Origin of the sequence: Parabacteroides sp. B2-S-102, from assembly GCF_023656665.1 — a bacterium.
In the GTDB taxonomy this organism is placed as follows: Bacteria; Bacteroidota; Bacteroidia; order Bacteroidales; family Tannerellaceae; genus Parabacteroides; species Parabacteroides distasonis.
Genome location: NZ_JAMOKM010000015.1, coordinates 42,280 through 66,323, shown reverse-complemented (window position 1 = coordinate 66,323; position 24,044 = coordinate 42,280). Strand labels below are relative to the sequence as shown.

The window sequence follows — 24,044 nt, the reverse complement described above, 5'->3', positions numbered from 1 at the left end:
GGTATGAAAACACGTTCTTTATTCATCGGTATGTTGCTGCTTCTTGTTTTGATGGGAGCATGTAATTCAGGTTCTGTGATGACTCAAGCTACGGGCTTCGCATATGAGGTTGTCGTGGTTATGGATCAAAAGGATTGGAAAGGCCCTGCGGGAGAAGCCATAAAGTCTGAGTTGGCCTCTTCGGTGCCCGGACTGCCGCAAGCCGAGCCTTCTTTGAAGATTACCTACGTACAACCAAAGGATTTTACAGGTCTGTTACGGTATGTAAGGAATATATTAGTGGTTACGATAGATCCCACCGCTTATACGAAAGTTTCTGTAGGCTACGAGAATAATGTCTGGGCTAGAGGACAGGTGGTTGTTTCGCTGAAAGCTCCTAATACGGAGTCGATCGTCGAGTATTCAAAGACCCATGAGAAGGCGTTGGTCAACTTCTTCGTAAAGGTGGAGATGAATCGTGCGATAGAGCAATTACAAAAGGAATATAGTATGGTGGTTATGGATAACTTGAAAAGCGACCTGAACGTGATGTTAAACGCTCCGGCAAACTTCACGTACTATAAGGATACGACAGATTTCTTCTGGTCTTCCAATAACGCTAACACAGGCCGTATGGACTTAATCGTATATACTTTCCCTTATACTGATCCGAATACGTTTACGGAGGAATATCTGGTCGCTAAACGAGATTCTGTATTGAAGGCGAATCTGCCGGGTTCGTTCCCGGGTTCCTATATGCAAACAGAAACGCGTGCGGGAGTGGAGTATACGCCAATAACCTTAAATGGTAAATATTGCGGCGTGATGCGCGGTTTGTGGAGAATGCAAGGCGATATGATGGGAGGCCCGTTCGTAAGCCACACCCGCTTGGATGAAAAGAATCATCGTGTGGTTGTAGCCGAGGGATTTGTGTATGCTCCGGAGACAGACAAGCGTAATTTCATGCGTAGAATAGAAGCTGCCTTATTTACGTTACGTTTGCCGGGTGAATTTGATGAACCGGTAACTGAGACATTAGATATCCCAAAAGAGAAAAAGTAATAAACAAACAAAATATATGGAAGAACGACTGATTAAAGTGGGGATCACCCACGGAGATATAAATGGTATCGGCTATGAGGTGATATTAAAGACCTTTTCCGATACCCGCATGGCGGAGCTTTGCACGCCGATTATCTATGGCTCGTCCAAGATAGCCGCTTATCACCGGAAGGCATTGGAGCTTCCTCCTATCAATATGAATATTATTTCGCATGCGGAGGATGCAGGAGTAAACCGGGTGAACATTATTAACTGCGTGGAGGACGAGACCAAGGTGGAGTTGTCGAAATCTACGCCGGTTGCCGGTGAGTCGGCTTTCAAGGCGTTGGAAGCGGCAGTTACGGATATGAAGCGGGGAGTAGTGGATGTACTGCTTACCGCCCCGATCAATAAACATAATATCCAGAACGAGGATTTTCATTTTCCCGGGCATACTGAGTATTTGGAGAAATGCTTCGGTGGCTTGGATAAAAAAGCCTTGATGATCTTGATGAAAGATGATCTTCGTGTCGCTTTGGTGACGGGGCATATTCCATTGTCGCAAGTTGCGTCTTCCATCAACGTGGGCGATATCGTGAATAAGCTGCGTATTTTCAATCAGTCGTTAAAGCAAGACTTCGGTATTGTGAAGCCACGTATCGCGGTTCTTTCCTTAAACCCTCATGCCGGTGATGCCGGATTGCTGGGTACGGAAGAGGAGACGATTATCATACCGGCAATGCAAGAGGCGGAGAAAAAAGGCGTAATGTCATTTGGCCCTTATGCGGCTGACGGTTTCTTTGGTTCGCAGATGTATGATAAATTTGATGGTGTCTTAGCGATGTATCATGATCAAGGGCTCGCTCCTTTCAAGACGTTGGCGATGGATGACGGGGTGAACTATACGGCAGGATTGCCGATCGTACGGACTTCTCCGGCACATGGAACAGCTTATGACATAGCCGGGCAGAACGTGGCCTCAGAAGAGTCGTTCCGCCAAGCCTTATATGCGGCGTTGGATATCTTCCGGAACCGGTTACGTTATCAGGAGGCTACCGCCAACCCGTTGCGTAAGCAATATTTCGATAGGGGGGGAGATAATGAGAAATTGGATTTGACGAAAGACGACGATACGGACGGATTATAGTAGATCTTTCCTGACAAGTTTCAATAAATACATAAAATGTCATGTTAATAACGAATGGATGTTATTGACATGACATTTTTGTATGGGACGTGGGACGCTTTTTGGTTTTAAACTTTTAAGATAGGAAAAGTTTGCGTAAGTTTGCGGTTTAAAACGAAAATTACGATTATGTTTAAAGACAAAACGATAGTATATACATCCGGAACGTTTGATATGTTCCATTATAATCATCTTAGGATGATCAATTACGCCCGTAGTTTGGCGGATATATTGATCGTCGGGGTTAGTACAGATGAGTTGGTCTCTTCTTATAAAGCGAAGCCGATCATTCCGTTCCATGAACGTTTGCAGATCATCGAGGCGTTGAAGACTCCCGATATCGTTATTCCACAACATTCCTTGGATCACACGGAAATCGTGAAGAAGCTGAACATCGACGCTTTCGTGGTAGGTGATGACTGGTTCGGAAAGTACGACTATCTGAAAGATTTAGGCGTTCAGGTATTTTATTTCCCTTACGGAACGGGGGTTTCCTCCTCGAATCTGAAAAAAACGATACATGATTCTTATGAGGCGAATCTGACAACCCAACGTCAGGCGAAGCCGGAAACAGTGAAAGGATCTGCCGCTAAATAACGATCAGTTTCATGGATAAATTTATTTTAATTACCGGTGGGACAAAAGGGATAGGAAAGGCGGTAGCGTCCTGTTTAGGAAAGGCCGGATATAACCTTATACTGACTTATGCTTCCGACCAAGCGACCGCCGAGGAGGTACGTAGCGAGTTGGTGGGGCGTTTCGATATACAGGTTTCTATTCTGCGGGCCGATATCTCGGATCGGAATACGATCGGGGTTATCGATTCTTTCTTGGAGGAGAATAGGCTACGTTTGGACGGCCTTGTGTTCAATGCGGGAATGACCTGTCGGGATCCTTTTGAGGAACTTTCATTCGAGGATTGGGACCGGGTTTTCTTTGCTAATATCCATTTCCCGATCTTCCTTTTACAGAAGATTGTTGGACGGATTAATAAGGGGGGAAGTATCGTGTTTACGGGTTCCTTGATGGGAATACAGCCTCATTCGGTATCTTTGGCATATGGGGTGACGAAAAGTGCTGTTCATGCGCTGGTCAAAAACATGGTGAAGTTCTTAGTTCCCTATGAACTGCGTGTGAATGCCGTGGCTCCCGGTTTTGTCGATACGGAATGGCAGAAAACAAAGCCTGCCGAGATCCGTCGGAATATAGAGAACAAGGTCTCTTTGGGACGGTTCTGCGACCCGGATGAATTGGCGGAAGTTTATAAAATGTTGATAGAGAATAGTTATTTTAATGGCGAGGTAGTCGTTGTGGATGGCGGTTACTCGTATAAATAAGAAACAAATGAGCGAGTTGGATAAGGAATACGAAGCATCGTTAAAGTCGATAGAAACAGAAAATAAGATAGACCGAATTTTTTATCGTCCGATAGGATTTCGTATTGCTCGTATGTTGCGAGGCACGGGGATTACCCCGAATATGATTACGGTTATCTCGATCTTCGTGGGTGCGACGGTCGGATTTATGTTTTATCACGATAATTTGACATATAATATCTGCGGTATATTATTGTTGGTATTTGCCAATATCCTCGACTGCGTGGATGGGCAGCTGGCACGTCTTACAGGAATCAAGTCCGCTATCGGGCGTATCTTGGACGGATTCGCCGGGGATATCTGGTTCGCTTCGATCTATATCGGATTCGCTCTTCGTTTGTCTCATGATTACGGTACGGATTGGTTCTTTGCCTTGGCGGTCTTATCCGGTTTGTCTCATTTAGTCCAAGCGAATATCACGGATTATTATAAGACGCTTCACCTTTATTTTATCAGTAAGGATAAAGGCTCGGAGTTTCAGTCTTTGGAGCAGGTGGAGGCGAAACATAAGGAGATGAAGTATGGCATTAACAAGTTTTTCTACTTCTTATATCGTTGGTATACGATGTTGCAAGTGAAGGCTACGCCTACCTTACAGAGTATGTTACAAAATTTGCACGCGAAGTATGGGGATAATATTCCGGAGAATATCCGTGTGGACTTTCGTAAACAGAGTCGTCATTTAATGCGTTACATAGACTTGTTGACCTTTAATGGCCGGACGATGGTTATGTTTGTGATCGTACTAACGGGACAGGTCTGGGCTTATTACCTATACGAGATCATCGTGTTGAACATCGTACTAGCGATAGTGATGAGGAAACATGAGAAGATGTGTGCCTCGTTTTTAGGATAAAGTATGAAGAAGAGTGTTGTTGACATTTACGATTTGCAAGAGATGGCCCCGTTCTTCAAGGGGCGAGTGGGGACATGGTTAGGTAAGTTGCTGATAAAGTGCTTACGTGTGGATCTGGTTAATAAGGTACATGCCCGGAATTGTCATTTACGGGGCGCTGAGTTTACTTCCGCTTTATTGCATGACCCCATTATCGATCTCAGCTATGAGGTTCATAATAAGGAGATTTTAGATCATCTGCCGGAAGGGGCTTTTGTTACCGTTTCCAACCATCCGATCGGGTCGTTGGATGGAATCATGCTGATTGATATTTTCGCTTCCCGCCGTCCGGACTTTAAGGTGATGGTGAATGGCATCTTGACCAAGATCGGGGCGATGGAGGATAATTTCATATCCGTGGTGCCCGATTCCCACAAGCGAGGGGCGAATCCGGCGAATGTCAATGGCGTTCGACTATCCCTGCAACGCTTGAAAGAAGGTCATCCGATGGGTTTCTTCCCTGCTGGAGCGATCTCATTTTATAATAAAAAAGAGAAACAGGTACGGGATTTATCGTGGGCGCATAGCGTGATCCGCTTAGTTCGTAAGGCGAAAGCACCGGTATACCCTGTTTATTTTGATTTCCAAAATACCCATTTTTTCTATTGGCTAGGGAATATCAGCTGGCAAATACGTACCTTGCGTATTCCTACAGAGGCTTTCAATAAGCGTGGAAAGAAAGCGGATGTATATATCGGTGAGCCTATCTCGCCGGAAGAGATCGCCGCCATCCCGGAAGACAAGGATCTTGCCGAGTTCTTGTATAAACGTACATATGGTGCTAAAAAATAAGAAACGACCGATAGAATCTGTTATCAATAGTGGTAGTTTGAATTAAGATTTGTAATTTTGGCAGAGTAACTGAAATAATTACAGATTTTAAAAGTGAAAGAGTGATGAAGGTTGATGTACAACAGATAAAACAGCGTTTTGGGATTATTGGTAATAACCCCGGATTAAATCGTGCGATCGATGTTGCGCTCCAGGTAGCGCCAACCGACTTATCTGTTCTTATTACAGGAGAGAGTGGTGTCGGAAAGGAGACTTTCCCTCAAATTATTCATCAGAACAGTCAGCGTAAGCATGGACAATATATAGCCGTAAACTGTGGCGCCATTCCGGAAGGGACGATAGACTCGGAGCTTTTCGGGCACGAGAAAGGTTCTTTTACCGGGGCGTTAGCCGACCGTAAAGGGTATTTCGAGGTAGCGGACGGTGGAACGATCTTCTTGGATGAGGTAGGAGAGTTGCCAACTCCTACGCAAGCACGCTTGCTTCGTGTGTTGGAGACGGGTGAGTTTATCAAGGTCGGTTCCTCCAAGGTACAGAAGACGAACGTTCGTATCGTTGCCGCTACGAACGTGAATTTAGTGCAGGCGGTTTCGGAAGGTAAATTCCGGGAGGATTTGTACTATCGTTTGAATACGGTGCCTATTCAAGTGCCTCCCTTGCGGGAGCGTCCGGAAGATATCGTCTTATTATTTCGTAAGTTCGCCAGTGATTGCGCCGAGAAATACCGGATGCCGCCGATCCGCTTGGATGATGAGGCCCGTCAATTATTGGTTTCTTACCGTTGGCCGGGTAACGTGCGTGAATTGAAAAACATCACGGAACGTATCTCCGTAATCGAGGAGACACGGGATATAACGGCGGATGTCCTGCGCCTTTATCTGCCGAACGTGAACGTTGAGAAATATCCGGTATTGGTGAAGCAAGATCCGGATCAAAAGATATTTAACAGCGAGCGGGAGATCCTTTATCAAGTCTTGTTCGATATGAAAAAGGACGTGAACGAGCTAAAGAAATTAGTGCATGATATCATGGGAGGGAATATCCCGATGCCAACGGTGGCGGACGATACCCCTTATGCGCATCCGATCCATCCGGCGGCGGTTCATGCCATGCACCCGACGATCCAAGATGCCGAGGATGTGGAAGAGGAGACTTTATCCTTGGAAGAGGTGGAGAAGGAGATGATCCGTAAGGCTCTGGAGAAGCATAACGGGCGACGGAAGAACGCGGCAGCCGACTTGAAGATATCGGAGCGTACGTTATATCGAAAAATCAAGGAATACAATTTGGAATAAAATATGCTAAAGAAGATTGTCAACATACGTTTGTCGGCAGCCAATTGGCTTATACTCTCATTTTTGACGGTATTGGCTACGGCTTGCTCTATTTCCTATAAGTTTAATGGAGCCTCTATCGATTATACGAAGGTGAAGACCATTACGATTCGTGACTTCACGAACCAAGCTCCCTACGTGAATCCGACCCTTGCGCCGCAGTTTACGGAGGATTTGAAGGATATTTACATCCGTCAGACTCGTCTGCAACTGGTTCCGAGCAATGGCGACCTTGAGTTGGAGGGTGAGATCACTGGTTACGATTTCGCTCCAATGGCCGTGAAGGAGGATGCTATCGCCTCGCAGACGAGGTTGACGATCACGGTGCGGGTTCGTTACTCCAACCGGGTTAACCCGGATGAGGATTTTGAGCAGTCGTTCTCCGCTTACCGTGAGTTCGACAGTAACTTGATGCCGCAGCAGGTAGAGGGAACATTATGCGAGGAAATCATAGAGGAAATAGTAGACCAAATCTATAACGCTACGGTTGCCAATTGGTAGAATGAGGGCGGAGGATTTATATCGTTTGATGGAGGAGCCTTCGGAATTGACCGAGGGGACTCTTCTTGAGTTGCGACGAATCGTGGAGGATTACCCGTATTTTCAAGTGGCACGGATGTTGTATCTAAAGAATCTGGCCGTATTAAATGATATGAGTTTTACCTCGGAGCTGGAGAGGATGGCGATATTCTTGCCGGATCGGAAAAAGCTGTTCCAACTGATAGAGGGAGATAAATATGGCTTGAACTCCCGTGTGGAGCATGAGCCGGATATGCGAAAAGAGGATACTTTCTCCTTGATAGACGCATTCCTCTCTAACCGTAACGAGGAACCGGAGCCTAAGAAAGAAGCTCCGTTCCTGTTCCAGCCATCGGTATCGTCAGATTATATGTTTTGGTCATTATCGAAAGAGGAAGAAGAGAAGCCATCTGGAGAGGATGCGGAGAATAGGCTTCGACATCACGACTTGATCGATTCGTTCATTAAAAATGACCAACAGCGTATGCCGGGTAGCGGGCTGGAAATCCGAGAGGAAAACAGCCGTGCGGAGACTCCAGAGTCGGTGAAAGATTTGGATGATGAGCAGTCCAAATCGCTGGAAGACTCGTGCCTTACGGAAACTTTAGCTCGGATTTATATAAAACAGAAGCGATATGATAAGGCTTTGCAAATTATTAAAAACTTAAGCTTGAAATATCCAGAAAAAAATGTTTACTTTGCAGACCAAATCAGATTTTTGGAAAAGTTGATTATTAACACTAAAAAATAAAACTAAGATGTACGTATTTATTTCTATCTTAATCCTGATCGCCTCTATACTATTAATCTTGATCGTGTTGATCCAGAACTCGAAAGGTGGAGGTTTGGCTTCAGGGTTCTCTTCTTCTAACCAAATCATGGGTGTACGTAAGACCACGGACTTTTTGGAGAAAGCTACTTGGAGTTTGGCGGGTACCGTAATCGTATTGAGTATCTTGATTACCGCATTTATCCCCAGAGCGGAGCATGCCGCTCAATCTGAGATCAAGCAACAAGTAAACGACGCTATCTCTATCGATCCGAATACGATCGCTCCGGACTTTGGTACGGCTCAACAACCGGCAGTTCCGGCAGAGGAAACTCCCGCTACTACTACACCTGCGGAGGAAAGCAACAGATAAGAATCTTATTTGAAAACAATATAGAAGTCATGTCCACTAACAATGGATGTGACTTTTTTTTGTGCTACTTTAAGTGTAAGCTTCTTTAGGTCTTGATCTTTTCACCTATGTGAAAAGATCGTATCACAAGGGTGAAAAGATCGTATCACGTATATGAAAAGATCGTTTCATCTTTGTGAGACGATTATTACGAATAGAAGTTTCTATCTCTTCATAGAAAGAAATGATTAGTTAAGTGGAATATTGTTTGTATATTTGTTACATATAATAGTAATAAGTATAAATATTCAGATATGGATATGATAAATTTTGATGGGTTGTTGATCGGTATCGTTACATTCTTGATTATCGGTCTGTTTCATCCGGTAGTCGTGAAGGCCGAGTATTATTGGGGGACGAAGTGCTGGTGGATATTCCTTGTCTTGGGGATTTTAGGGGTGATAGCTTCCCTGTTTATAGACAGCGTGTTTGTGTCCGCTATTTGCGGCGTATTCGCCTTCTCATCGTTCTGGACGATCAAGGAGATTTTCGAGCAGGAGGAGCGTGTGCAGAAAGGCTGGTTCCCTCGAAATCCGAAAAGAAAATACCCTTGGGACGATAGTGAGGTGAAATGAATTCTTTTCGTATCTTTGCGTTCGTGAAAGCGATATAAAAGCAATAAAGCTATGAAGACAAAGAGAAAAAAGCAAGATCCGTTAGTCGAGTACATAAAGGCTAACCGGAAAGGCAGTCGTGAGGCCGAGTTAGAAAACCACGGCAGGCCGGTCAGTCATAACCGGATTCATGTATCGAAGAAAGTTTATAATCGTAAAAGAATGAAGGCAGATGCCCAGAGGCATCTGCCTTATTTGTTTTTAGTAGCCTAAAAGGAGACCTTAGTTCGCTGTATTGTTATTGATCGGTGTCTTTTCCTTGAACCATTCTACCAGTATCCCATTCTTGAAGCTTAGGATGTAGTAGCCTTCAGAGTAGTCGGCTATCGTCATGGTGACCGTCTTATAACTGATACTCTCTATGGGGCCGTCCGGGGTTATTCGTGCGCCAGCCGACTCAAAATCCTTTCCTAGTATCGATATAACCTTTTGCTTGGTCATCCCTAACTCTATCTTATGCATCCGGTTATCCATTTTATAAGGATTCATTACCGTAGCGCATCCCATCAATAGGAACATTGTCAGCAACACGTATATCCCTTTCACCATCTTCATCTCTCTTTTTGTTATTTGTTGTATTGGGGGCTAAAGTAGACATTATCCCGGATATATAGTATCGTGAGGATATAAAAAAAGAGGAAAACCTTTCGATTTTCCTCTTTTCCTAGAGCGGAAGACGGGGCTCAAACCCGCGACCCTCAGCTTGGAAGGCTAATGCTCTATCAACTGAGCTACTTCCGCAATATGTATTCTTTCGGTTTTCGAAAGAATTGGTTCACATAGTGAACCGATCAATTAAGGTGGGCAGTGATGGATTCGAACCACCGAAGGCGAAAGCCAGCTGAGTTACAGTCAGCCCCATTTGGCCACTCTGGTAACTGCCCCCTTGTTCTTAATTGCAGTGCAAAGGTACGATTTATTTTGAAACCTGCAAGCGTTTAGGCAGAAAAATTTACCATTTTTATTGCGGTAACCGCTGCCTCGTCCCCTTTATTGCCATATCTACCTCCCGCACGATCCTCGGATTGCTGCATGGTGTCGGTAGTTAACAGGCCGAAAATGAAAGGAATATCGTACATTAAATTCAATTCTGTAATGCCTTGCGTAACGCCGGAACAAACGTAATCAAAATGTGGTGTATCGCCTCTTACGACGCATCCCAGAACGATCACGGCGTCTAATTCTTTAGTCTCGGCCAATCTTTTGGCTCCAAAAGTCAGTTCAAAACTACCCGGAACTCGTTTAACTACGATGTTCTCCGGTTTCACCCCGTGCTTTTCAAGCGTGTTGCAAGCACCTTCCAATAACTTCTCGGTAATGTTCTTGTTCCATTCCGCAACTACGATGCCGATGTTCATCTCTGAAGCATCGGGTACGCTGTTGAAGTCGTACTCGGATAAATTCTGATAAGCTGTAGCCATACTTGTCTCTTTAAAAGAAGAGGATGCCTTGTTTGACCGAGACATCCTCTGTTATACTATATAATATACTGTTTATTTATTTTCCTGCCGAAGCACGGGTGATATACTTATCGATATCGGATGCCTCCATGGAAGTGTAATACTTGTCCTTGATAGTCGTGTAAGCCTTTACAGCCTTGTCATACTCTTTCAAGTTCTCGTAAGCGATACCGGCCTTCTTCAAGTAAATCGGGCTGATAACCTCGTTGTCGGCCTCCTTAGCGGCTTTCTCGAAATAGCTGATTCCTTCTTTCGTATTACCCATGTTCACGTAGCAATCACCGATCAAGCCTGTAACCGCCGGAGATACCATTTGGTCCTTTCCGCTGAAAGATTTCAATAAATCGAGCGCCTTCTGTGTATCGCCCATCTTGTAGTAACAGATACCTGCGTAAGCCTTCGCCAAGTTTCCGGCGTCCGTGCTTCCATATTGGTCGATGATAGCCTCGAAACCTTCATAGTCAGCTCCATTGCCGTTTAAAGCCAAGGCGAAAGAATCTCTGGCGAAGTATTGCTCGCCCTTGAACATGGCGGCGGCGGCTTTTTTCTCCTGAGGAACTAAATAACCATGCTTGATTCCCAAAACAGCTCCAACAACGAGTGCGACAGCTATTATACCGTAAATAATCTTCTTTGAATTGTTTTCAATGAATTGCTCCGATTTGGAGACAATCTCTTCTACTTCTAACTCCTTGTTGGTGTCCTTTTCTTTAGTAGCCATAATGTGTTATAGTTATTTATTAATTTTATCGCTGATTTTAAGCCATACCATATGGTTGGCGATTCAAAGCGCAAAAGTAGTTTTTTTTGCTGATATAATCTATACTTAGAAGTATATTTTTTAATTTTGTACGATTAATACGGTTTAGATGATACTAAAGAAGCTTTCTGTTCTCAATTACAAAAATATACTTCAGTCCGAGGTTATTTTCTCGCCCAAGATGAATTGCTTTTTCGGCAATAACGGGATGGGGAAGACGAATCTATTGGATGCCATTCATTATCTCTCATTTTGCAAGAGTCATGTCAATACGCCTGATAGCCAGATAATAAACAGTGATCAAGATCTTTGCGTGGTGCAGGGTAACTATGATTATGAGGGACGTGAGGAGGAGATTTTCTGTGCCATGCGGCGTAGGCAACGCAAACAGTTCAAACGGAATAAGAAGGAGTACGACAAGCTGTCCGAGCATATCGGCCTATTACCGTTGGTCATGGTTTCTCCGGCTGATGCCGACTTGATCCGGGGGGGAAGCGATGAGCGACGCCGTTTTCTGGACTTAATCATCTCGCAGCAGGACAAGCCTTATCTGCATGCGCTTATCCAATATAATAAAGCGTTGCTCCAACGGAATACGTTGCTGAAAGATCAGAGCATGGATGCCTCTCTTTATGAGGTATTGGAGATGCAGCTGGGTATGTACGGCCAAATCGTTTACGAGAAGCGGAAAAAACTGGTGGAGGATTTTACCCCGATCTTTAATGAGTACTACCAGACGATCTGCGGCTCTGCCGAGGAGGTAGGGCTACATTATATCTCGCAATTGGAGGAAACGGAGCTTGCCGGTAAATTGGCGATGAGCCGGGAACGGGATCGTATATTGGGCTATACCTCTTCCGGTATCCATAAGGATGAGCTGGAAATGACGTTGGGCAGGTACCTGATTCGCCGGGTTGGTTCGCAAGGACAGAATAAGACGTATCTGATCGCCTTGAAACTCGCTCAGTTCGCTTTCCTAAATAAACGGGGACAGACTACACCTATCTTGCTGTTGGATGATATTTTCGATAAGCTGGACGCTAGCCGTGTGGAGCAGATCATCAAACTGGTCAGCGAGAATGGCTTCGGGCAGATTTTTATTACAGATACGAACCGGAAGTATCTGGATGAGATCTTATTGGCTATGAATCATGACTATGCTCTCTTCCGTGTGGAACGTGGCGAGGTACAACCTATGGAGGAATAAGAATGCAGAGAAGAAATACACAGACATTGGGGGAAGTGCTTCGTGACTTTTTCGAGGATAATACCGAGTTGTACGAGAAAATGATGGAGATCCGGGTCCAACGTGCGTGGGGAGAAGTTTTAGGGCCTACGATCATGCAGTACACACGTAATATATATGTACGTGATAAGGTGCTTCATGTCTCATTGACTTCCTCCGTGCTCCGCAGTGAGTTGACGCTTTGCCGGGAACGGTTGGTGAAAAGCTTGAATGATTATGCGGGTGCCTCGGTCATTACCAATATCGTTTTTCATTGAGTGTGGCTTTACCATTCGCAATATTACTTACTGGGTCAAGTAACATATACTGCCCAGCCCCGGTAAGTATATATGGCTTGACCCAGTAAGTATATATTCTGCGGAGAGATCAATAGATGGTGTCTTCTGTTATTACGTAATCCATTTTCTTGTCGAATGGCTCTACCGGAACCTGTGGTATCATCTGGAGCCCGAAGCATATGCCAACCTTGGGAGCGTTGAGCGTGGAAAGAAGGCGGTCGTAGAATCCCCTCCCTCGTCCCATGCGGTTCTTGTCTTTGTCAAAGGCGACTCCGGGCACGATAATCAAGTCTATCTCATTCTTTGGAACTTCTATGCCGTCCGCCTTAGGCTCTAATATTCCGAAAGGTCCGGGTTTTAGGGATTCCGGTCCTTCGTAAAGAAGCAATCTCAAATCATCACCGACGATCAAGGGCAACAGAAGCTTTTTCTTCTGGTACCATTTCTCGATAAAGCCGGCGGTCTGTACTTCTCCCGGTATGGCGTGATAAAGGGCGATGCAAGAAGCCGCTTGGAACAGTTCCGTCTGTTCCAAGCGGTCCATGATCTTATCCGATAGCTCGCACAAGGTAATCCTCGAATATTCTTTTTTTCGAGAGGCCATATCTTTTCGTAGGGCCTGCTTGGCTGTGTAAGTCTCCATTCGCTGATTGTTTTAATAGTTCCGCATTCGGCACAGATTTTCCCTCTTGCAAGATCTTGATCGCACGTAATAAGGTAACGTCATCTTTTAGGAAAATGGGGTAGAAGCCCGCCTCGTCGAAGAAATTCCTTACGATATACGCTTGCAATTGGTTCTCGATTAACTTGCCGGATATATTAATTAATGTAGGACGTCTCTTGATGCCCTTGGTAGCGGCGAAGTTCACGAAGTCGGAAAGGAGCGGTTGTTGCTGCAAGTAATTATATAATTCCTCCCAAGTCTTGAATGAGCCTAGTTTCTCCCGATGGCGGTCTGAGTACTCGAGCGCATACAGGTAAAGCACGCCGCTATTTACCACATTTGAGTAGTAAGAGGTAACGCCACTCGTGTCACGAGGGATAAAGATATCCGGCATGATACCGCCCCCGCCGTATACGGTACGTCCGCCTACGGTCTGGTATTTCAAGGAATCATCCATCTTGATGCTATCGGCCGAGTCAAACTCGCCGTGCATATATCGGTTATAGATATCTTGGTCGTAAGCGTCCGTATTACCCATCTCATATTTCTTCTGGATGCAGCGACCGGACGGCGTGTAGTAACGGGCGATGGTCAATCGCATCTCTGAACCGTCGCTCAATGACATTTGAGTTTGTACCAGACCCTTGCCATACGTTCTTCGTCCGATAATCGTACCCCGGTCGTTATCTTGGATCGCTCCGGAGAATATCTCACTGGCGGAAGCCGAGATCTCATCGGTCAATACTACGATCGGGGCGTCTTTACAAGTTCCGGTTCCGTTTGCGTATACGTCGGAACGGGGGAACGACTTACCTTCCGTGTAGACGATCAAGCGTCCTTCCGGCATAAACTCGTTAATCATATTGATAGCGGCATCCATATATCCGCCGGTATTACCCCGTAAGTCGATCACGAAAGAGGTACAGCCCGCTTGTTTCAGCTTGGCGATCGCCGTGATGAACTCATTATAAGTATTCCGGGCGAATTTGCTAACCTTGATGTAACCTATACCTTTAGCCGCTTCGAAAGAAACATCGACCGAATTAACAGGGACATCTCCACGGGTTACGTCAAAATAGAGCAACTCAGGAGAATTTCCTCGCTGTACGCCTAGTTTCACCGTACTGTTCTTTGCGCCCCGGAGTGTCTTCATGATCTCTCCTTGGTTCTTTTTCTTACCGGAGAAAATAGAATCATTGATCGAGATGATCCGGTCGAAGGGCAGTAAACCTGCTTTCTCTGCGGGACCACCGCTAATTACGCTGATCACTAGGATCGTATCGGTTTGCATATTAAATGATACGCCAATACCACTGAAAGAACCTTCCAGCTCCTCATTCACCACGGAAGCGTCTTCGGCGGGGATATATACGGAGTGAGGGTCTAATTCACTGAATATTTTCGGGATCGTACTCTCTACCAGCTTAGACATGCTAACCGTGTCAACATATTGCTCGTCGATAATGTCCAAGATGGCATTTATCTTGTTACCGCTGGAGTAGGACCGTTTTTTTCCTTGACTGATAGATAAATAATGGTTCCCAATAAAGATACCTAAAGCGATACTAGCCGCGATGATAACCGGGAGCCATACGGTCAGTCTTTTGTTTTTATCCATAAAAACGTTTTATTTATTCGTTCAAATCTATATAATCTACTATGATACCGGCACGCTTCAATAATTCGCAGCCGTCCGCTATGCGATAATTCTCGGAATAGACCACTCGCTTGATCCCGGATTGTATGATTAATTTTGCGCATTCAATGCAAGGGGAGGAGGTCACATAAATGGTCGCTCCTTTACTGCTGTTCGATGAGGCTGCCACTTTTGTGATGGCGTTAGCCTCCGCGTGTAGAACATAAGGCTTGGTGACATTGTTCTCGTCTTCGCAAACATTTTCAAAACCGGCGGGTGTTCCATTGTATCCGTCGGATATGATCATTTTATCTTTTACTAATAATGCGCCCACTTGGCGTCGTTTACAGTACGAATTCTCGGCCCAGATAGCGGCCATTCGCAGGTAACGTTTATCTAATTCGTGCTGTTTTTCTGTTTTCTCGCACATTTGTTTACTCTTTTGTCTTTTAATCCAGACACAAAGGTAGTGATTATTTAGATTTACCGGGCGATAAGCCCGGTAAATTATTACTTCTTAATACCATTACGGATTAATAAGGCGTCTATCGTAGGCTCTTGTCCACGGAAACGCTTGTATAACACGGCGGGATCTTCTGTACCACCTTTGGATAAGATATTGTCACGGAAAGATTTCGCGACCTCCTTGTTGAAGATTCCTTTCGATTTGAAAACGGAGAAAGCGTCGGCGTCTAATACCTCGGCCCATTTATATCCGTAATAGCCTGCCGCGTATCCTCCGGAGAAGATATGTCCGAAGCTTGTGCCCATCAAGGCTTCCGGTACTTCCGGTACGATTACCGTCGGAGCCCAAGCTTTTTTCTCGAATGTCGCTACGTCACCGTCGAAAGGTTGCTCCAACGTATGCCATGCCATATCCAGCAAGCCAAAGCTTAATTGGCGGCAGCAAAGGTAGCCGGCGTTGAAGTTAGAGGCGTTTACCAAGCTTTGTATCATCTCTTGCGGGATTTTCTCTCCGGTCTGGTAATGAACGGCGATCTGATCTAAGAACTCTTTTTCAGTCAACCAGTTCTCCATGATCTGGGAAGGTAATTCTACGAAATCACGATAAACGCTGGTTCCCGAAAGGCTGGAATAGGTTCCTTGCGCTAGCATGCCGTGCAAGGAGTGCCCGAACTCATGCAAGAGCGTGTTCACCTCGTCGAAACTTAACAAAGAGGGCTTCGTGTCTGTCGGACGGGTAAAGTTCATCACGATAACGATCTGAGGACGGCTATCTTTTCCGTCTTTATCTTTGTATTGAGCCTTGATATTGTTCATCCAAGCGCCGGATTGTTTTCCGTCACGAGGGAAGAAATCCGTATAAAGGATAGCAAGGAACTTACCATCGGCATCGTATACCTCATAAGCGTCTACTTCCGGATGATAAACCGGGATTTTCTTGTTTTCCTTAAAGGTGATACCGTAGAGCTGGGTAGCTAATCCGAATACGCCTTTCTTTACGTTGCTTAACTCGAAATAAGGGCGAGTCATCTCGTCGTTTACCTTGAAGCGGATATCCCGTAACTTCTCGGAATAATAACTCCAGTCCCAAGGCATAACGGTGATATTCTCTTTCTCTGTACCTAATGCGAATCCTTCTACTGCATTGTATTCGTTGATCGCTATCGGTTTATAAGCTTCGAGTAACTGATTCAATAATTTGTATACGTTCGCTGAGTTTTTAGCCATCGTGTGTTCCAGCGCATATTCGGCGTAATTCTTGAATCCCATCAACTGGGCGATCTCTAGGCGGATATTAACGATCTTTTTGATAATGTCCTTATTGTCGAACTCATCCCCTTTATTTCCTACGCTCATGTATTCACGATACATTTTTTCTCGCAAATCACGCTTGTCGGAATAACGCATAAATGGAATGTAACTCGGAGCCGAGAGATTGAATAACCATCCATTTTTATCTTTACTTTTGGCTAACATGGCCGCTGCGTCACGAGCACTTTCGGGTAAGCCGGATAGTTCGTTCTCGTCCGTTATTAGTAATTCGAATCGGTTTTTATCTTTCAAGGCGTTTTGATCGAACTGCAAGGTTAACATGCTTAGGTCCATACTTAGCTTGCGGTATTTTTCCTTGTCATCTTTATTTAACGTAGCCCCATTCGCTTTAAACGACTCGTAAAGGTCTTCCAGCAATTTAGCATCCTCGGTAGAAAGGTTCAATTGTTCTTTTTTATCATAGATTGATTTGACCCGAGCAAGTAGCTTCTCATTTAAGAAGATGTTATTGGATGTCTGGGATAACTTCGGGGAGACACGTTGCGAGATTTCCATCATTTCGTCGTTAGCCTCTGCCCCTAATACATTAAAAAAAACAGAAGAGACTGTTTCTAATAATTTGCCGCTACGTTCCAGAGCTACTACCGTATTCTCGAAAGTAGCCGGTTGCGGGTTATTGGCGATCTCTTGCACCTCTTTTTCCATTTGCTTGATTCCTTCGTCGAAAGCGGGCTCATAATGCTCGATCTTGATCTTATCGAAAGGAGGGGTCTCGAACGGTGTTTTAAACTTCCCGAAGAAAGGGTTATTTGCTGCGTGTGTCATTTGAATTGCGCTTAATAAAATTACTACATTATATAATAACTTCCTCATATTAAAAATTGTTTGAAAATTTCCGCAAAGGTAGGCATTTTAATCACAGGAACATTATAGGCATCTGTTTTTATATTCAGATTGATTTAAAATGAAAAATAGAACATTTCCTATGACTAAACCGAGGCTTGTTTTCGGGGGGCTGTACCTTGATTTTGAGCTTTGATGAATATGATAATAGGATTGATTTAACAAAAATTTATATGTTTGAAAACACTCCTTTAGAGCACCTTTCTTTTTAAAGCCTTGATCTATAAGTTTATCGTAGAAGAAGGATGCCTTTTTTTCTAAATAAATATAAAAGACAGTTTGTTTTTTTAGTTATTAAATAATACTTTTGATTCTCAGAAACGAAAATAATTTCATTTTGATATTAAAGAAAGTAACTTAAAACCCAAATACACATATGAGTTATCTTAAATTTGACAAAACAGTAATGATAAACCTGGAAGAGTCGCTGACTCGTGAGGTGCTTCGAACCAACCGTTTGGGAGCCTATCACTGCACTACTGTTGTTGATTGTAATACCAGGAAATACCACGGACTACTCGTTATGCCTGTGCCTGCGATTGATGATGACAACCATGTGTTACTATCTTCTTTTGATGAGACGGTAATTCAACATGGTGCCGAATTTAATCTTGGGTTGCATAAATATGCAGGCGATAATTTCAGTCCCAAGGGACATAAGTACATCCGCGAGTATAGCTCAGAGACAGTACCTCGTACGCTTTACCGTGTAGGAGGTGTGATCTTCTCGAAAGAGAAAGTGTTTTCCATGTACGAGAATCGTATCATGATTAAGTATACGTTGGAAGATGCTCATTCCGCTACGACCTTACGTTTCCGTCCTTTCCTCGCTTTCCGTAGCGTGAAGAACTTAACGCAAGCCAATGGTAACGTGAACCAATCTTACGAGGAAGTCACAAACGGAATCAAGACATGTATGTATCCCGGTTATCCGGAACTGTATATGCAATTTAACAAGAAAGTTAAATTTGTGTATGAGCCGTATTGGTACAATGGCATCGAGTATCCGAAAGAACAAGAGAGGGGATATCCTTATCAGGAGGATTTGTATGTTCCCGGATATTTCGAGGTCCCTATCAAAAAAGGGGAGACTATTATTTTCAGCGCTGGCGATAGTGCAGTGGCAACTACCCGCTTGAAGGCACTGTATGAGAATGAGGTCGTAGCTCGTACACCTCGTACTAGCTTCTTCAATTGCTTGAAGAATTCCGCTCAGCAATTTTATTTTCGTCCCAAGGAAGACGACGCTTATCTATTAGCGGGCTATCCATGGTTTAAAGTACGTGCGAGAGATTTGTTCGTAGCTCTTCCGGGTAGTACGTTGTCTATCGATGATCCGGTTCGTTTTGAGAAGATCATGCATACGGCGATGCCGGCGATGCGGGCGTATATGGAGAATGGGCGTTTCGATGCGGTGATTCGTGAGATCGAGCATCCGGATGTCTTTTTATGGGCGATCTGGGCGATCCAACAGTATGCTAAGCATGAAGGCGTTGAAAAGGCACGTGAGCTATATGGCGATTTCGTGAAAGAAGTTATCGATTATATACGGGACCAGAAACATCCCGATATGAAATTGATGGAGAATGGTTTACTTTTCGCTAATGGAAAAGATAAGGCGATTACTTGGATGAATTCTACCGTAAACGGAAAACCTGTTGTAACTCGTTCCGGTTATATAGTGGAATTTAACGCTCTTTGGTATAATGCTCTTTGTTTCTATACAGAATTGATGGGGGGAGTACCTGTCGAGGGTATTGATCCGATTATCAAGTCGATGGATAAATCGTTCCCGGAAACCTTTGTGAACGGGTATAATTATTTGTTCGATTCCGTGAATGGTTCTACGGTAGATTGGAGCGTACGGCCTAATATGATTTTCGCTGTGGCATTGCCTTATTCCCCATTGACGAGGATGCAGAAACGTGCCGTAGTGGATATCGTGACGAAAGAGTTGCTTACCCCGAAGGGCTTGCGTTCCTTGAGTCCGAAGAGCGAAGGATATCGCCCGTATTATGTGGGGCCGCAATATGAACGAGATTTGGCTTATCACCAAGGTACTGCTTGGCCGTGGTTGTTAGGCGCCTATTTGGAAGCTTATTTGCGTGTATTCGGAAAGAGTGGCGTTGCTTTTGCTGAACGTATGTTGATAAGCTTGGAGGAGGAGATGTCATTACACTGTATCGGGACGATCCCGGAATTGTTTGATGGTAACCCACCGTTTACCGGACGTGGAGCTGTCTCTTTTGCGATGAATGTTGCGGCTATCCTCCGTGTTGTGGATTTGTTGAAGAAGTATAACGCCGAATAAAACTAAGTACCATTATGAAAGCATTAATGTTTGGATGGGAATTTCCTCCTCATATCTTGGGCGGTTTAGGAACGGCCAGTTTCGGTTTGACACGAGGCATGGCAATGCAGCCCGATATGGATATTACTTTTTGTATACCGAAGCCCTGGGGCGATGAAGACCAGAGCTTTCTAAAGATAGTGGGTGTCAACCAAGTTCCGATTGTTTGGAAGGATGTTGACCGTGAATATGTGCAGCAACGGGTTTCCAAAGCGGGAATGAACGCTGACCAGTATTATAAGTACAGGGATCATATTTATGCGGATTTCAGTTATCGTCATGTGACTGATTTAGGGTGCCTTGAGTTTTCCGGACGTTATCCGGATAATCTTCTGGAAGAGATCAATAACTATTCGATCGTTGCGGGAGTAATCGCTCGTACGGAAGAGTATGATATCATCCATGCGCACGACTGGTTGACTTATCCGGCGGGTATTCACGCTAAAAATGTGAGTGGTAAGCCTTTGGTAATCCATGTTCATGCTACGGATTATGATCGTAGCCGTGGTAATGTGAATCCGGATGTCTATGCGATTGAGAAGAATGGTATGGACAATGCAGATCATATCATAACGGTGAGTAATTTGACTCGTCAGACGGTGATCGAGAAATATCATCAAGATCCCGCTAAGGTAACGACCGTACATAACGCCGTAGAGCCTTTAAGTCCTGAGATTTTAGCGATCCCAGATAAAAAGGGTGTAAAGGATAAGGTTATTACATTCTTAGGTCGTATCACGATGCAGAAAGGGCCGGAATATTTCGTTGAGGCTGCCGCAAAGGTTTTGGCTAAGGCTCCTTATGCACGTTTCGTGATGGCTGGTAGTGGTGATATGATGGATCAAATGATTCGTTTGGCCGCAGCACGTAATATTTCAGATCGTTTCCACTTTACCGGATTTATGAAGGGCAAGCAGGTCTATGAGGTGTTGAAAGCCAGTGACGTATATGTGATGCCTTCGGTTTCTGAGCCTTTTGGTATCTCTCCGTTGGAAGCCATGCAATGTGGTGTACCCTCTATCATTTCTAAACAATCCGGTTGCGCCGAGATCTTGGATTATGCGATTAAGGTGGATTATTGGGATATTGAGGCGTTAGCGGATGCCATGTATTCTATTATTACTTATCCTGCCATGCATGAGTTCTTGAAAGTGGAAGGTAAGAAAGAGGTGGATAATATCAAATGGGAATATGCCGGACAAAAGGTTCGTCGTATTTACGACAATGTGATAGGTAACAAATAAATTAACGACAAGACAAAAATAAAACAAACAATATTATGAAAACGATCTGCTTTTATTTTCAAATACATCAGCCGTTCCGTTTAAAAAGATATCGCTTCTTCGATATAGGTAACGACCATTACTATTACGATGATTTCCAGAATGAGGAGATTATCCATCGTATAGCTGAACAATGTTACTTGCCGGCTAACCGGACTATTTTGGAGATGATTAAGACCAGTGGTGGTAAGTTTAAGGTAGCGTTCTCTATTTCCGGCGTAGCGTTGGAGCAGATGGAGATTTATACTCCGGAAGTGATCGATAGCTTTAAGGAATTGGCGGCTACGGGGAATGTGGAATTCTTGTCTGAGACTTATGCTCATTCTCTTTCTTCCTTGGGAGATCCGGAGGAGTTCAAGCATCAAGTAAAGAAACAAGAAGATAAGATCAAGACTTTATTCGGGGTTAAACCGAAAGTGTTCCGTAATACGGAGTTGATTTACTCGGATGATATTTCCGCTATGGTTTCTGAGATGGGCTATAAGGGGATGTTGACGGAGGGTGCTAAGCATATCTTAGGTTGGAAGAGTCCGAACTATATGTATTCTTCTTGCGTAGCTCCGAAGTTGAGTTTATTATTGAAGAATGACCGTTTCAGCGAGGATTTATCGAACCGTTTCAGTGATTATAGTTGGAATGAGTATCCTTTGACAGCCGATAAGTATATGTCATGGATCGCTGCTACTCCGGATTCAGAGCAAATCATTAATTTGTTTATGAATTATGAGGTGCTGGGATCTTTGCATCCAGCTTCAACCGGTATTTTTGAGTTCTTCAAGGCTTTGCCTCGTTTTGCTGCGGATAAGGGGATTAGCTTCTCTACTCCATCGGAAGTATTTACATTGATCAAGCCGGTAGACTCTATCTCCGTTCCTTATCCGATCTCTTGGGTAGATGAGGAGAGAGATTGTAGTTCTTGGTTAGGAAATGTATTGCAGCAGGAAGCGTTCCGTAAGATTAATGAGATCGGTGAACGTGTTCGTTTGTCTCAGACTCGTCGTATCCGTCAGGACTGGTACTATCTGCAGAGCAGTGACCATTTCTATTATATGAGTACAAAGCATATGGGACAAGGTGGCTTTAGCCCTTACGATAATCCGTATGATGCATTTAATAACTATATGAATGTTCTTTCCGATTTCATTGTTCGTGTAAATGCGGAATTCCCGGAGAATATAGAGAATGAGGAATTGAATTCATTGCTTTCTACGATTAAGAATCAAGGAGAGGAAATCGAGAGTCTACAGAAAGAATTAGATAAATTAAAAAAGAAGGCGGCGAAGAAATAAGTCGTTAATTGATTTGACTAGACTATTTTTGGAGAGTGACGGGTCCTTTTAGGGACCCGTTATTTTTTGCCTTAGAGATACGGATATAAAAAAAGCGAGATGTTTTTCATCTCGCTTTTTTTATTATATAGATTCTTTGCTATCTGACATATTTACATGATGTAATACCAATTTTCATCACCTCTTCATCCTTTCGTATCTTTACACCTGAGGGAGCTAGATAATTCGTGATGGCTGTTGTAACAACTGTACTTTGACCGTAACTGTTACCTGTGGTCGTTGTCCGTTGAACAGGGATAAGAAGTAAACTCAAATCTTTGTCCGGATTATTCTCCATCTGATATTTTAATAAATTGGCAAGATTCGGGAATGAGTACGTACGAGTAGTCGCATCGTAAGCCTTGGATAGAAACGAGGTTACATTATTGTCAATTTGACTACCCTCAAAGAAACTCTTTACAGAATCCTCCGGCAAGATCAATAAATAAGGAGGAGGAGCCAGCGCATATTGCCAATCTTCTTGCGGCATCGCTTTTAACTCTAGTGGTAAATTATTCACGATACGTTTTTCCATGATCGGAGTAATTTCCTGTGTCGGAAGAACGATGCGTGTACAAACGCCGGCAGGAGTCTTAAAAAATGCATAGCTGTCGTTCGGTTGTAGCAATTGACTCATATCCGTATTTTTGAAACGACTTAGCTGAATGACCTCTTTAGTGACGGAGAAAGCTTCCCACGTGGTTATTAAAGAGTCTTTTCCTGCTGTGCTTTTAACCGCATAATTATAATATATCTTAAGGACAGAGCTAGCCACGGACAATATATTACCACTACCGAAGGTAGTTGTTACATAAAGCCCCGGGAAAAACTCATTGAAAGTTTCTTGATTCTTGAATGTACCCGGATTATTAATCGTTTCATCATAAAATTTTTGTCCGAACTCAGTAGGCATTTTAATGCTTACATGAGGGCTGTAACCATCAGAGTTTCTAAGGGAGTCGGATATACTTGTGTTATAAGCTGTATAAGCTTGAGCACCCATTGACTCTTGCATATTGCAATATTGCTTAGGGTCAATATTTGTATAAAAATTCTTTTGTAACGGACTTGTAATTTTAAAGATCTCCGCACGCATAGGCGCCAAGGAGTCTCCTACCCATACACCGTTTTTATTGGAACCATTATAATATATATTGAATTCCACCGAATCAATTTTTCCCTCATAAGGTGTATGCTTAAATTGAAAATCACTCGGACAATAGAATTGGCACATATAATCCGATACAAGGTTACCATACAGCGGATCGTAGAGTTCACCCAACTGGGCGCTAGTAGACCTTGCGTAAATAGAATCTAATTGCACCGTAGTGGCTTGTATCTGGAACGTGTCCATATATACCGCAATTGTATCGTCGCCTGGCTGAATACTTGTTCCTATCGAACTAAAATCATCATTACACCCGGCCAAAATGCTAGCACCAAGGCCAAGTCCAAGTATTAAAAGCTTGATTTTCATTACTA

The 24,044-nt window shown here is 43.9% G+C and carries 25 protein-coding genes and 2 tRNA genes; 17 read left to right on the top strand and 10 right to left on the bottom strand.

Annotation, left to right across the window (positions count from 1 at the left end; genetic code table 11):
• The first annotated feature begins 3 nt into the window (after window positions 1–3).
• The 12 genes from NBH07_RS16815 to NBH07_RS16760 all read left to right on the top strand — a co-directional run bounded on the left by NBH07_RS16815 (window position 4) and on the right by NBH07_RS16760 (window position 9,130).
• Window positions 4–1,041, top strand: coding sequence for a DUF4837 family protein (locus tag NBH07_RS16815; protein WP_005861568.1), 1,038 nt, complete (start codon window positions 4–6; stop codon window positions 1,039–1,041).
• Between the two features lie 16 nt (window positions 1,042–1,057).
• The gene (gene pdxA / locus NBH07_RS16810; RefSeq protein ID WP_009018771.1) at window positions 1,058–2,167 is read left to right on the top strand and encodes a 4-hydroxythreonine-4-phosphate dehydrogenase PdxA; all 1,110 of its coding nucleotides are present in this window, start codon (window positions 1,058–1,060) and stop codon (window positions 2,165–2,167) included.
• 168 nt (window positions 2,168–2,335) lie between these two features.
• A complete protein-coding gene (locus NBH07_RS16805) occupies window positions 2,336–2,803 on the top strand; it encodes an FAD synthase family protein (protein ID WP_005861572.1) in 468 nt (155 codons plus the stop codon).
• Window positions 2,804–2,814: 11 nt separating this feature from the next.
• A complete protein-coding gene (locus tag NBH07_RS16800) occupies window positions 2,815–3,543 on the top strand; it encodes an SDR family NAD(P)-dependent oxidoreductase (protein ID WP_005861574.1) in 729 nt (242 codons plus the stop codon).
• A 7-nt stretch (window positions 3,544–3,550) separates the two neighbouring features.
• Window positions 3,551–4,438, top strand: coding sequence for a CDP-alcohol phosphatidyltransferase family protein (locus NBH07_RS16795; RefSeq protein ID WP_039849141.1), 888 nt, complete (start codon window positions 3,551–3,553; stop codon window positions 4,436–4,438).
• Between the two features lie 3 nt (window positions 4,439–4,441).
• Window positions 4,442–5,269, top strand: coding sequence for a lysophospholipid acyltransferase family protein (locus NBH07_RS16790; RefSeq protein WP_005861578.1), 828 nt, complete (start codon window positions 4,442–4,444; stop codon window positions 5,267–5,269).
• A gap of 104 nt (window positions 5,270–5,373) precedes the next feature.
• The gene (locus NBH07_RS16785) at window positions 5,374–6,564 is read left to right on the top strand and encodes a sigma-54 interaction domain-containing protein (protein WP_005865833.1); all 1,191 of its coding nucleotides are present in this window, start codon (window positions 5,374–5,376) and stop codon (window positions 6,562–6,564) included.
• Between the two features lie 3 nt (window positions 6,565–6,567).
• A complete protein-coding gene (locus NBH07_RS16780; RefSeq protein WP_005861582.1) occupies window positions 6,568–7,104 on the top strand; it encodes an LptE family protein in 537 nt (178 codons plus the stop codon).
• Window position 7,105: 1 nt separating this feature from the next.
• Window positions 7,106–7,873 (top strand): DUF8458 domain-containing protein, encoded by a 768-nt coding sequence (locus tag NBH07_RS16775; RefSeq protein WP_009018769.1) that lies wholly within the window; start codon window positions 7,106–7,108, stop codon window positions 7,871–7,873.
• A gap of 7 nt (window positions 7,874–7,880) precedes the next feature.
• The gene (gene secG, locus NBH07_RS16770; protein WP_005861586.1) at window positions 7,881–8,264 is read left to right on the top strand and encodes a preprotein translocase subunit SecG; all 384 of its coding nucleotides are present in this window, start codon (window positions 7,881–7,883) and stop codon (window positions 8,262–8,264) included.
• Window positions 8,265–8,557: 293 nt separating this feature from the next.
• Complete coding sequence (locus NBH07_RS16765) at window positions 8,558–8,878, top strand: DUF4491 family protein (RefSeq protein WP_008774116.1); 321 nt, start codon at window positions 8,558–8,560, stop codon at window positions 8,876–8,878.
• Window positions 8,879–8,929: 51 nt separating this feature from the next.
• Window positions 8,930–9,130 (top strand): hypothetical protein, encoded by a 201-nt coding sequence (locus tag NBH07_RS16760; protein ID WP_005861590.1) that lies wholly within the window; start codon window positions 8,930–8,932, stop codon window positions 9,128–9,130.
• A gap of 9 nt (window positions 9,131–9,139) precedes the next feature.
• Here the strand turns inward: NBH07_RS16760 and NBH07_RS16755 are convergent, their stop codons facing one another.
• From NBH07_RS16755 to NBH07_RS16735, 5 genes are all read right to left on the bottom strand, one after another.
• Window positions 9,140–9,472 carry a hypothetical protein gene (locus NBH07_RS16755; RefSeq protein ID WP_008774115.1) on the bottom strand — a complete coding sequence of 111 codons (333 nt, stop codon included), beginning with the start codon at window positions 9,470–9,472 and terminating at the stop codon, window positions 9,140–9,142.
• Window positions 9,473–9,585: 113 nt separating this feature from the next.
• Window positions 9,586–9,658 (bottom strand) — tRNA-Gly (locus NBH07_RS16750).
• Window positions 9,659–9,718: 60 nt separating this feature from the next.
• Window positions 9,719–9,801: transfer RNA gene (locus NBH07_RS16745), tRNA-Tyr, on the bottom strand.
• A gap of 54 nt (window positions 9,802–9,855) precedes the next feature.
• Window positions 9,856–10,338, bottom strand: coding sequence for a 6,7-dimethyl-8-ribityllumazine synthase (ribH, locus tag NBH07_RS16740; RefSeq protein ID WP_008774114.1), 483 nt, complete (start codon window positions 10,336–10,338; stop codon window positions 9,856–9,858).
• 76 nt (window positions 10,339–10,414) lie between these two features.
• On the bottom strand, window positions 10,415–11,098 hold the full coding sequence (locus tag NBH07_RS16735; RefSeq protein ID WP_005861596.1) for a tetratricopeptide repeat protein: 684 nt from the start codon (window positions 11,096–11,098) through the stop codon (window positions 10,415–10,417).
• A gap of 148 nt (window positions 11,099–11,246) precedes the next feature.
• On the opposite strand from NBH07_RS16735, the gene recF reads away from it, so the two are divergent.
• Both recF and NBH07_RS16725 read left to right on the top strand, forming a co-directional pair.
• Window positions 11,247–12,344 (top strand): DNA replication/repair protein RecF, encoded by a 1,098-nt coding sequence (gene recF / locus NBH07_RS16730; protein ID WP_009018588.1) that lies wholly within the window; start codon window positions 11,247–11,249, stop codon window positions 12,342–12,344.
• A 2-nt stretch (window positions 12,345–12,346) separates the two neighbouring features.
• A complete protein-coding gene (locus NBH07_RS16725; protein ID WP_005865842.1) occupies window positions 12,347–12,640 on the top strand; it encodes a DciA family protein in 294 nt (97 codons plus the stop codon).
• A gap of 109 nt (window positions 12,641–12,749) precedes the next feature.
• On the opposite strand, the gene NBH07_RS16720 is transcribed toward NBH07_RS16725, so the two are convergent.
• The 4 genes from NBH07_RS16720 to NBH07_RS16705 all read right to left on the bottom strand — a co-directional run bounded on the left by NBH07_RS16720 (window position 12,750) and on the right by NBH07_RS16705 (window position 17,571).
• Window positions 12,750–13,265: a 5-formyltetrahydrofolate cyclo-ligase gene (locus NBH07_RS16720; protein ID WP_039849021.1), complete on the bottom strand. Its 516-nt coding sequence runs from the start codon at window positions 13,263–13,265 to the stop codon at window positions 12,750–12,752.
• Entirely contained in the window at window positions 13,210–14,943 is a 1,734-nt protein-coding gene (locus tag NBH07_RS16715; RefSeq protein WP_008780784.1) for a S41 family peptidase, read from the bottom strand. The genes NBH07_RS16720 and NBH07_RS16715 overlap by 56 nt, the downstream gene beginning before the upstream one ends.
• Window positions 14,944–14,956: 13 nt before the next feature.
• A complete protein-coding gene (locus NBH07_RS16710; protein ID WP_008778036.1) occupies window positions 14,957–15,391 on the bottom strand; it encodes a deoxycytidylate deaminase in 435 nt (144 codons plus the stop codon).
• 80 nt (window positions 15,392–15,471) lie between these two features.
• Complete coding sequence (locus tag NBH07_RS16705) at window positions 15,472–17,571, bottom strand: M3 family metallopeptidase (protein WP_009018586.1); 2,100 nt, start codon at window positions 17,569–17,571, stop codon at window positions 15,472–15,474.
• Window positions 17,572–17,977: 406 nt separating this feature from the next.
• Between NBH07_RS16705 and NBH07_RS16700 the strand changes: the two genes are divergently transcribed.
• Genes NBH07_RS16700 through NBH07_RS16690 form a run of 3 tightly spaced genes read left to right on the top strand, consistent with a single transcriptional unit; the run spans window position 17,978 to window position 22,523 of the window.
• A complete protein-coding gene (locus NBH07_RS16700) occupies window positions 17,978–19,912 on the top strand; it encodes a glycogen debranching enzyme N-terminal domain-containing protein (RefSeq protein WP_005861612.1) in 1,935 nt (644 codons plus the stop codon).
• Between the two features lie 14 nt (window positions 19,913–19,926).
• Window positions 19,927–21,195, top strand: a complete 1,269-nt coding sequence (locus NBH07_RS16695; protein WP_005861614.1) for a glycosyltransferase — start codon at window positions 19,927–19,929, stop codon at window positions 21,193–21,195.
• Window positions 21,196–21,230: 35 nt separating this feature from the next.
• Window positions 21,231–22,523 carry a glycoside hydrolase family 57 protein gene (locus NBH07_RS16690; RefSeq protein ID WP_005861616.1) on the top strand — a complete coding sequence of 431 codons (1,293 nt, stop codon included), beginning with the start codon at window positions 21,231–21,233 and terminating at the stop codon, window positions 22,521–22,523.
• Window positions 22,524–22,662: 139 nt separating this feature from the next.
• Here the strand turns inward: NBH07_RS16690 and NBH07_RS16685 are convergent, their stop codons facing one another.
• Entirely contained in the window at window positions 22,663–24,039 is a 1,377-nt protein-coding gene (locus NBH07_RS16685) for a DUF4270 domain-containing protein (RefSeq protein ID WP_005861618.1), read from the bottom strand.
• Window positions 24,040–24,044: the final 5 nt, after the last annotated feature.

Excerpts from the sequence above, each read along its gene's own strand:
- NBH07_RS16815 (WP_005861568.1), top strand. The coding sequence starts at position 4 with ATGAAAACACGTTCTTTATTCATCGGTATGTTGCTGCTTCTTGTTTTG.
- pdxA (WP_009018771.1), top strand. The coding sequence starts at position 1,058 with ATGGAAGAACGACTGATTAAAGTGGGGATCACCCACGGAGATATAAAT.
- NBH07_RS16805 (WP_005861572.1), top strand. The coding sequence starts at position 2,336 with ATGTTTAAAGACAAAACGATAGTATATACATCCGGAACGTTTGATATG.
- NBH07_RS16800 (WP_005861574.1), top strand. The coding sequence starts at position 2,815 with ATGGATAAATTTATTTTAATTACCGGTGGGACAAAAGGGATAGGAAAG.
- NBH07_RS16795 (WP_039849141.1), top strand. The coding sequence starts at position 3,551 with ATGAGCGAGTTGGATAAGGAATACGAAGCATCGTTAAAGTCGATAGAA.
- NBH07_RS16790 (WP_005861578.1), top strand. The coding sequence starts at position 4,442 with ATGAAGAAGAGTGTTGTTGACATTTACGATTTGCAAGAGATGGCCCCG.
- NBH07_RS16785 (WP_005865833.1), top strand. The coding sequence starts at position 5,374 with ATGAAGGTTGATGTACAACAGATAAAACAGCGTTTTGGGATTATTGGT.
- NBH07_RS16780 (WP_005861582.1), top strand. The coding sequence starts at position 6,568 with ATGCTAAAGAAGATTGTCAACATACGTTTGTCGGCAGCCAATTGGCTT.
- NBH07_RS16775 (WP_009018769.1), top strand. The coding sequence starts at position 7,106 with ATGAGGGCGGAGGATTTATATCGTTTGATGGAGGAGCCTTCGGAATTG.
- secG (WP_005861586.1), top strand. The coding sequence starts at position 7,881 with ATGTACGTATTTATTTCTATCTTAATCCTGATCGCCTCTATACTATTA.
- NBH07_RS16765 (WP_008774116.1), top strand. The coding sequence starts at position 8,558 with ATGGATATGATAAATTTTGATGGGTTGTTGATCGGTATCGTTACATTC.
- NBH07_RS16760 (WP_005861590.1), top strand. The coding sequence starts at position 8,930 with ATGAAGACAAAGAGAAAAAAGCAAGATCCGTTAGTCGAGTACATAAAG.
- NBH07_RS16755 (WP_008774115.1), bottom strand. The coding sequence starts at position 9,472 with ATGAAGATGGTGAAAGGGATATACGTGTTGCTGACAATGTTCCTATTG.
- ribH (WP_008774114.1), bottom strand. The coding sequence starts at position 10,338 with ATGGCTACAGCTTATCAGAATTTATCCGAGTACGACTTCAACAGCGTA.
- NBH07_RS16735 (WP_005861596.1), bottom strand. The coding sequence starts at position 11,098 with ATGGCTACTAAAGAAAAGGACACCAACAAGGAGTTAGAAGTAGAAGAG.
- recF (WP_009018588.1), top strand. The coding sequence starts at position 11,247 with ATGATACTAAAGAAGCTTTCTGTTCTCAATTACAAAAATATACTTCAG.
- NBH07_RS16725 (WP_005865842.1), top strand. The coding sequence starts at position 12,347 with ATGCAGAGAAGAAATACACAGACATTGGGGGAAGTGCTTCGTGACTTT.
- NBH07_RS16720 (WP_039849021.1), bottom strand. The coding sequence starts at position 13,265 with ATGGCCTCTCGAAAAAAAGAATATTCGAGGATTACCTTGTGCGAGCTA.
- NBH07_RS16715 (WP_008780784.1), bottom strand. The coding sequence starts at position 14,943 with ATGGATAAAAACAAAAGACTGACCGTATGGCTCCCGGTTATCATCGCG.
- NBH07_RS16710 (WP_008778036.1), bottom strand. The coding sequence starts at position 15,391 with ATGTGCGAGAAAACAGAAAAACAGCACGAATTAGATAAACGTTACCTG.
- NBH07_RS16705 (WP_009018586.1), bottom strand. The coding sequence starts at position 17,571 with ATGAGGAAGTTATTATATAATGTAGTAATTTTATTAAGCGCAATTCAA.
- NBH07_RS16700 (WP_005861612.1), top strand. The coding sequence starts at position 17,978 with ATGAGTTATCTTAAATTTGACAAAACAGTAATGATAAACCTGGAAGAG.
- NBH07_RS16695 (WP_005861614.1), top strand. The coding sequence starts at position 19,927 with ATGAAAGCATTAATGTTTGGATGGGAATTTCCTCCTCATATCTTGGGC.
- NBH07_RS16690 (WP_005861616.1), top strand. The coding sequence starts at position 21,231 with ATGAAAACGATCTGCTTTTATTTTCAAATACATCAGCCGTTCCGTTTA.
- NBH07_RS16685 (WP_005861618.1), bottom strand. The coding sequence starts at position 24,039 with ATGAAAATCAAGCTTTTAATACTTGGACTTGGCCTTGGTGCTAGCATT.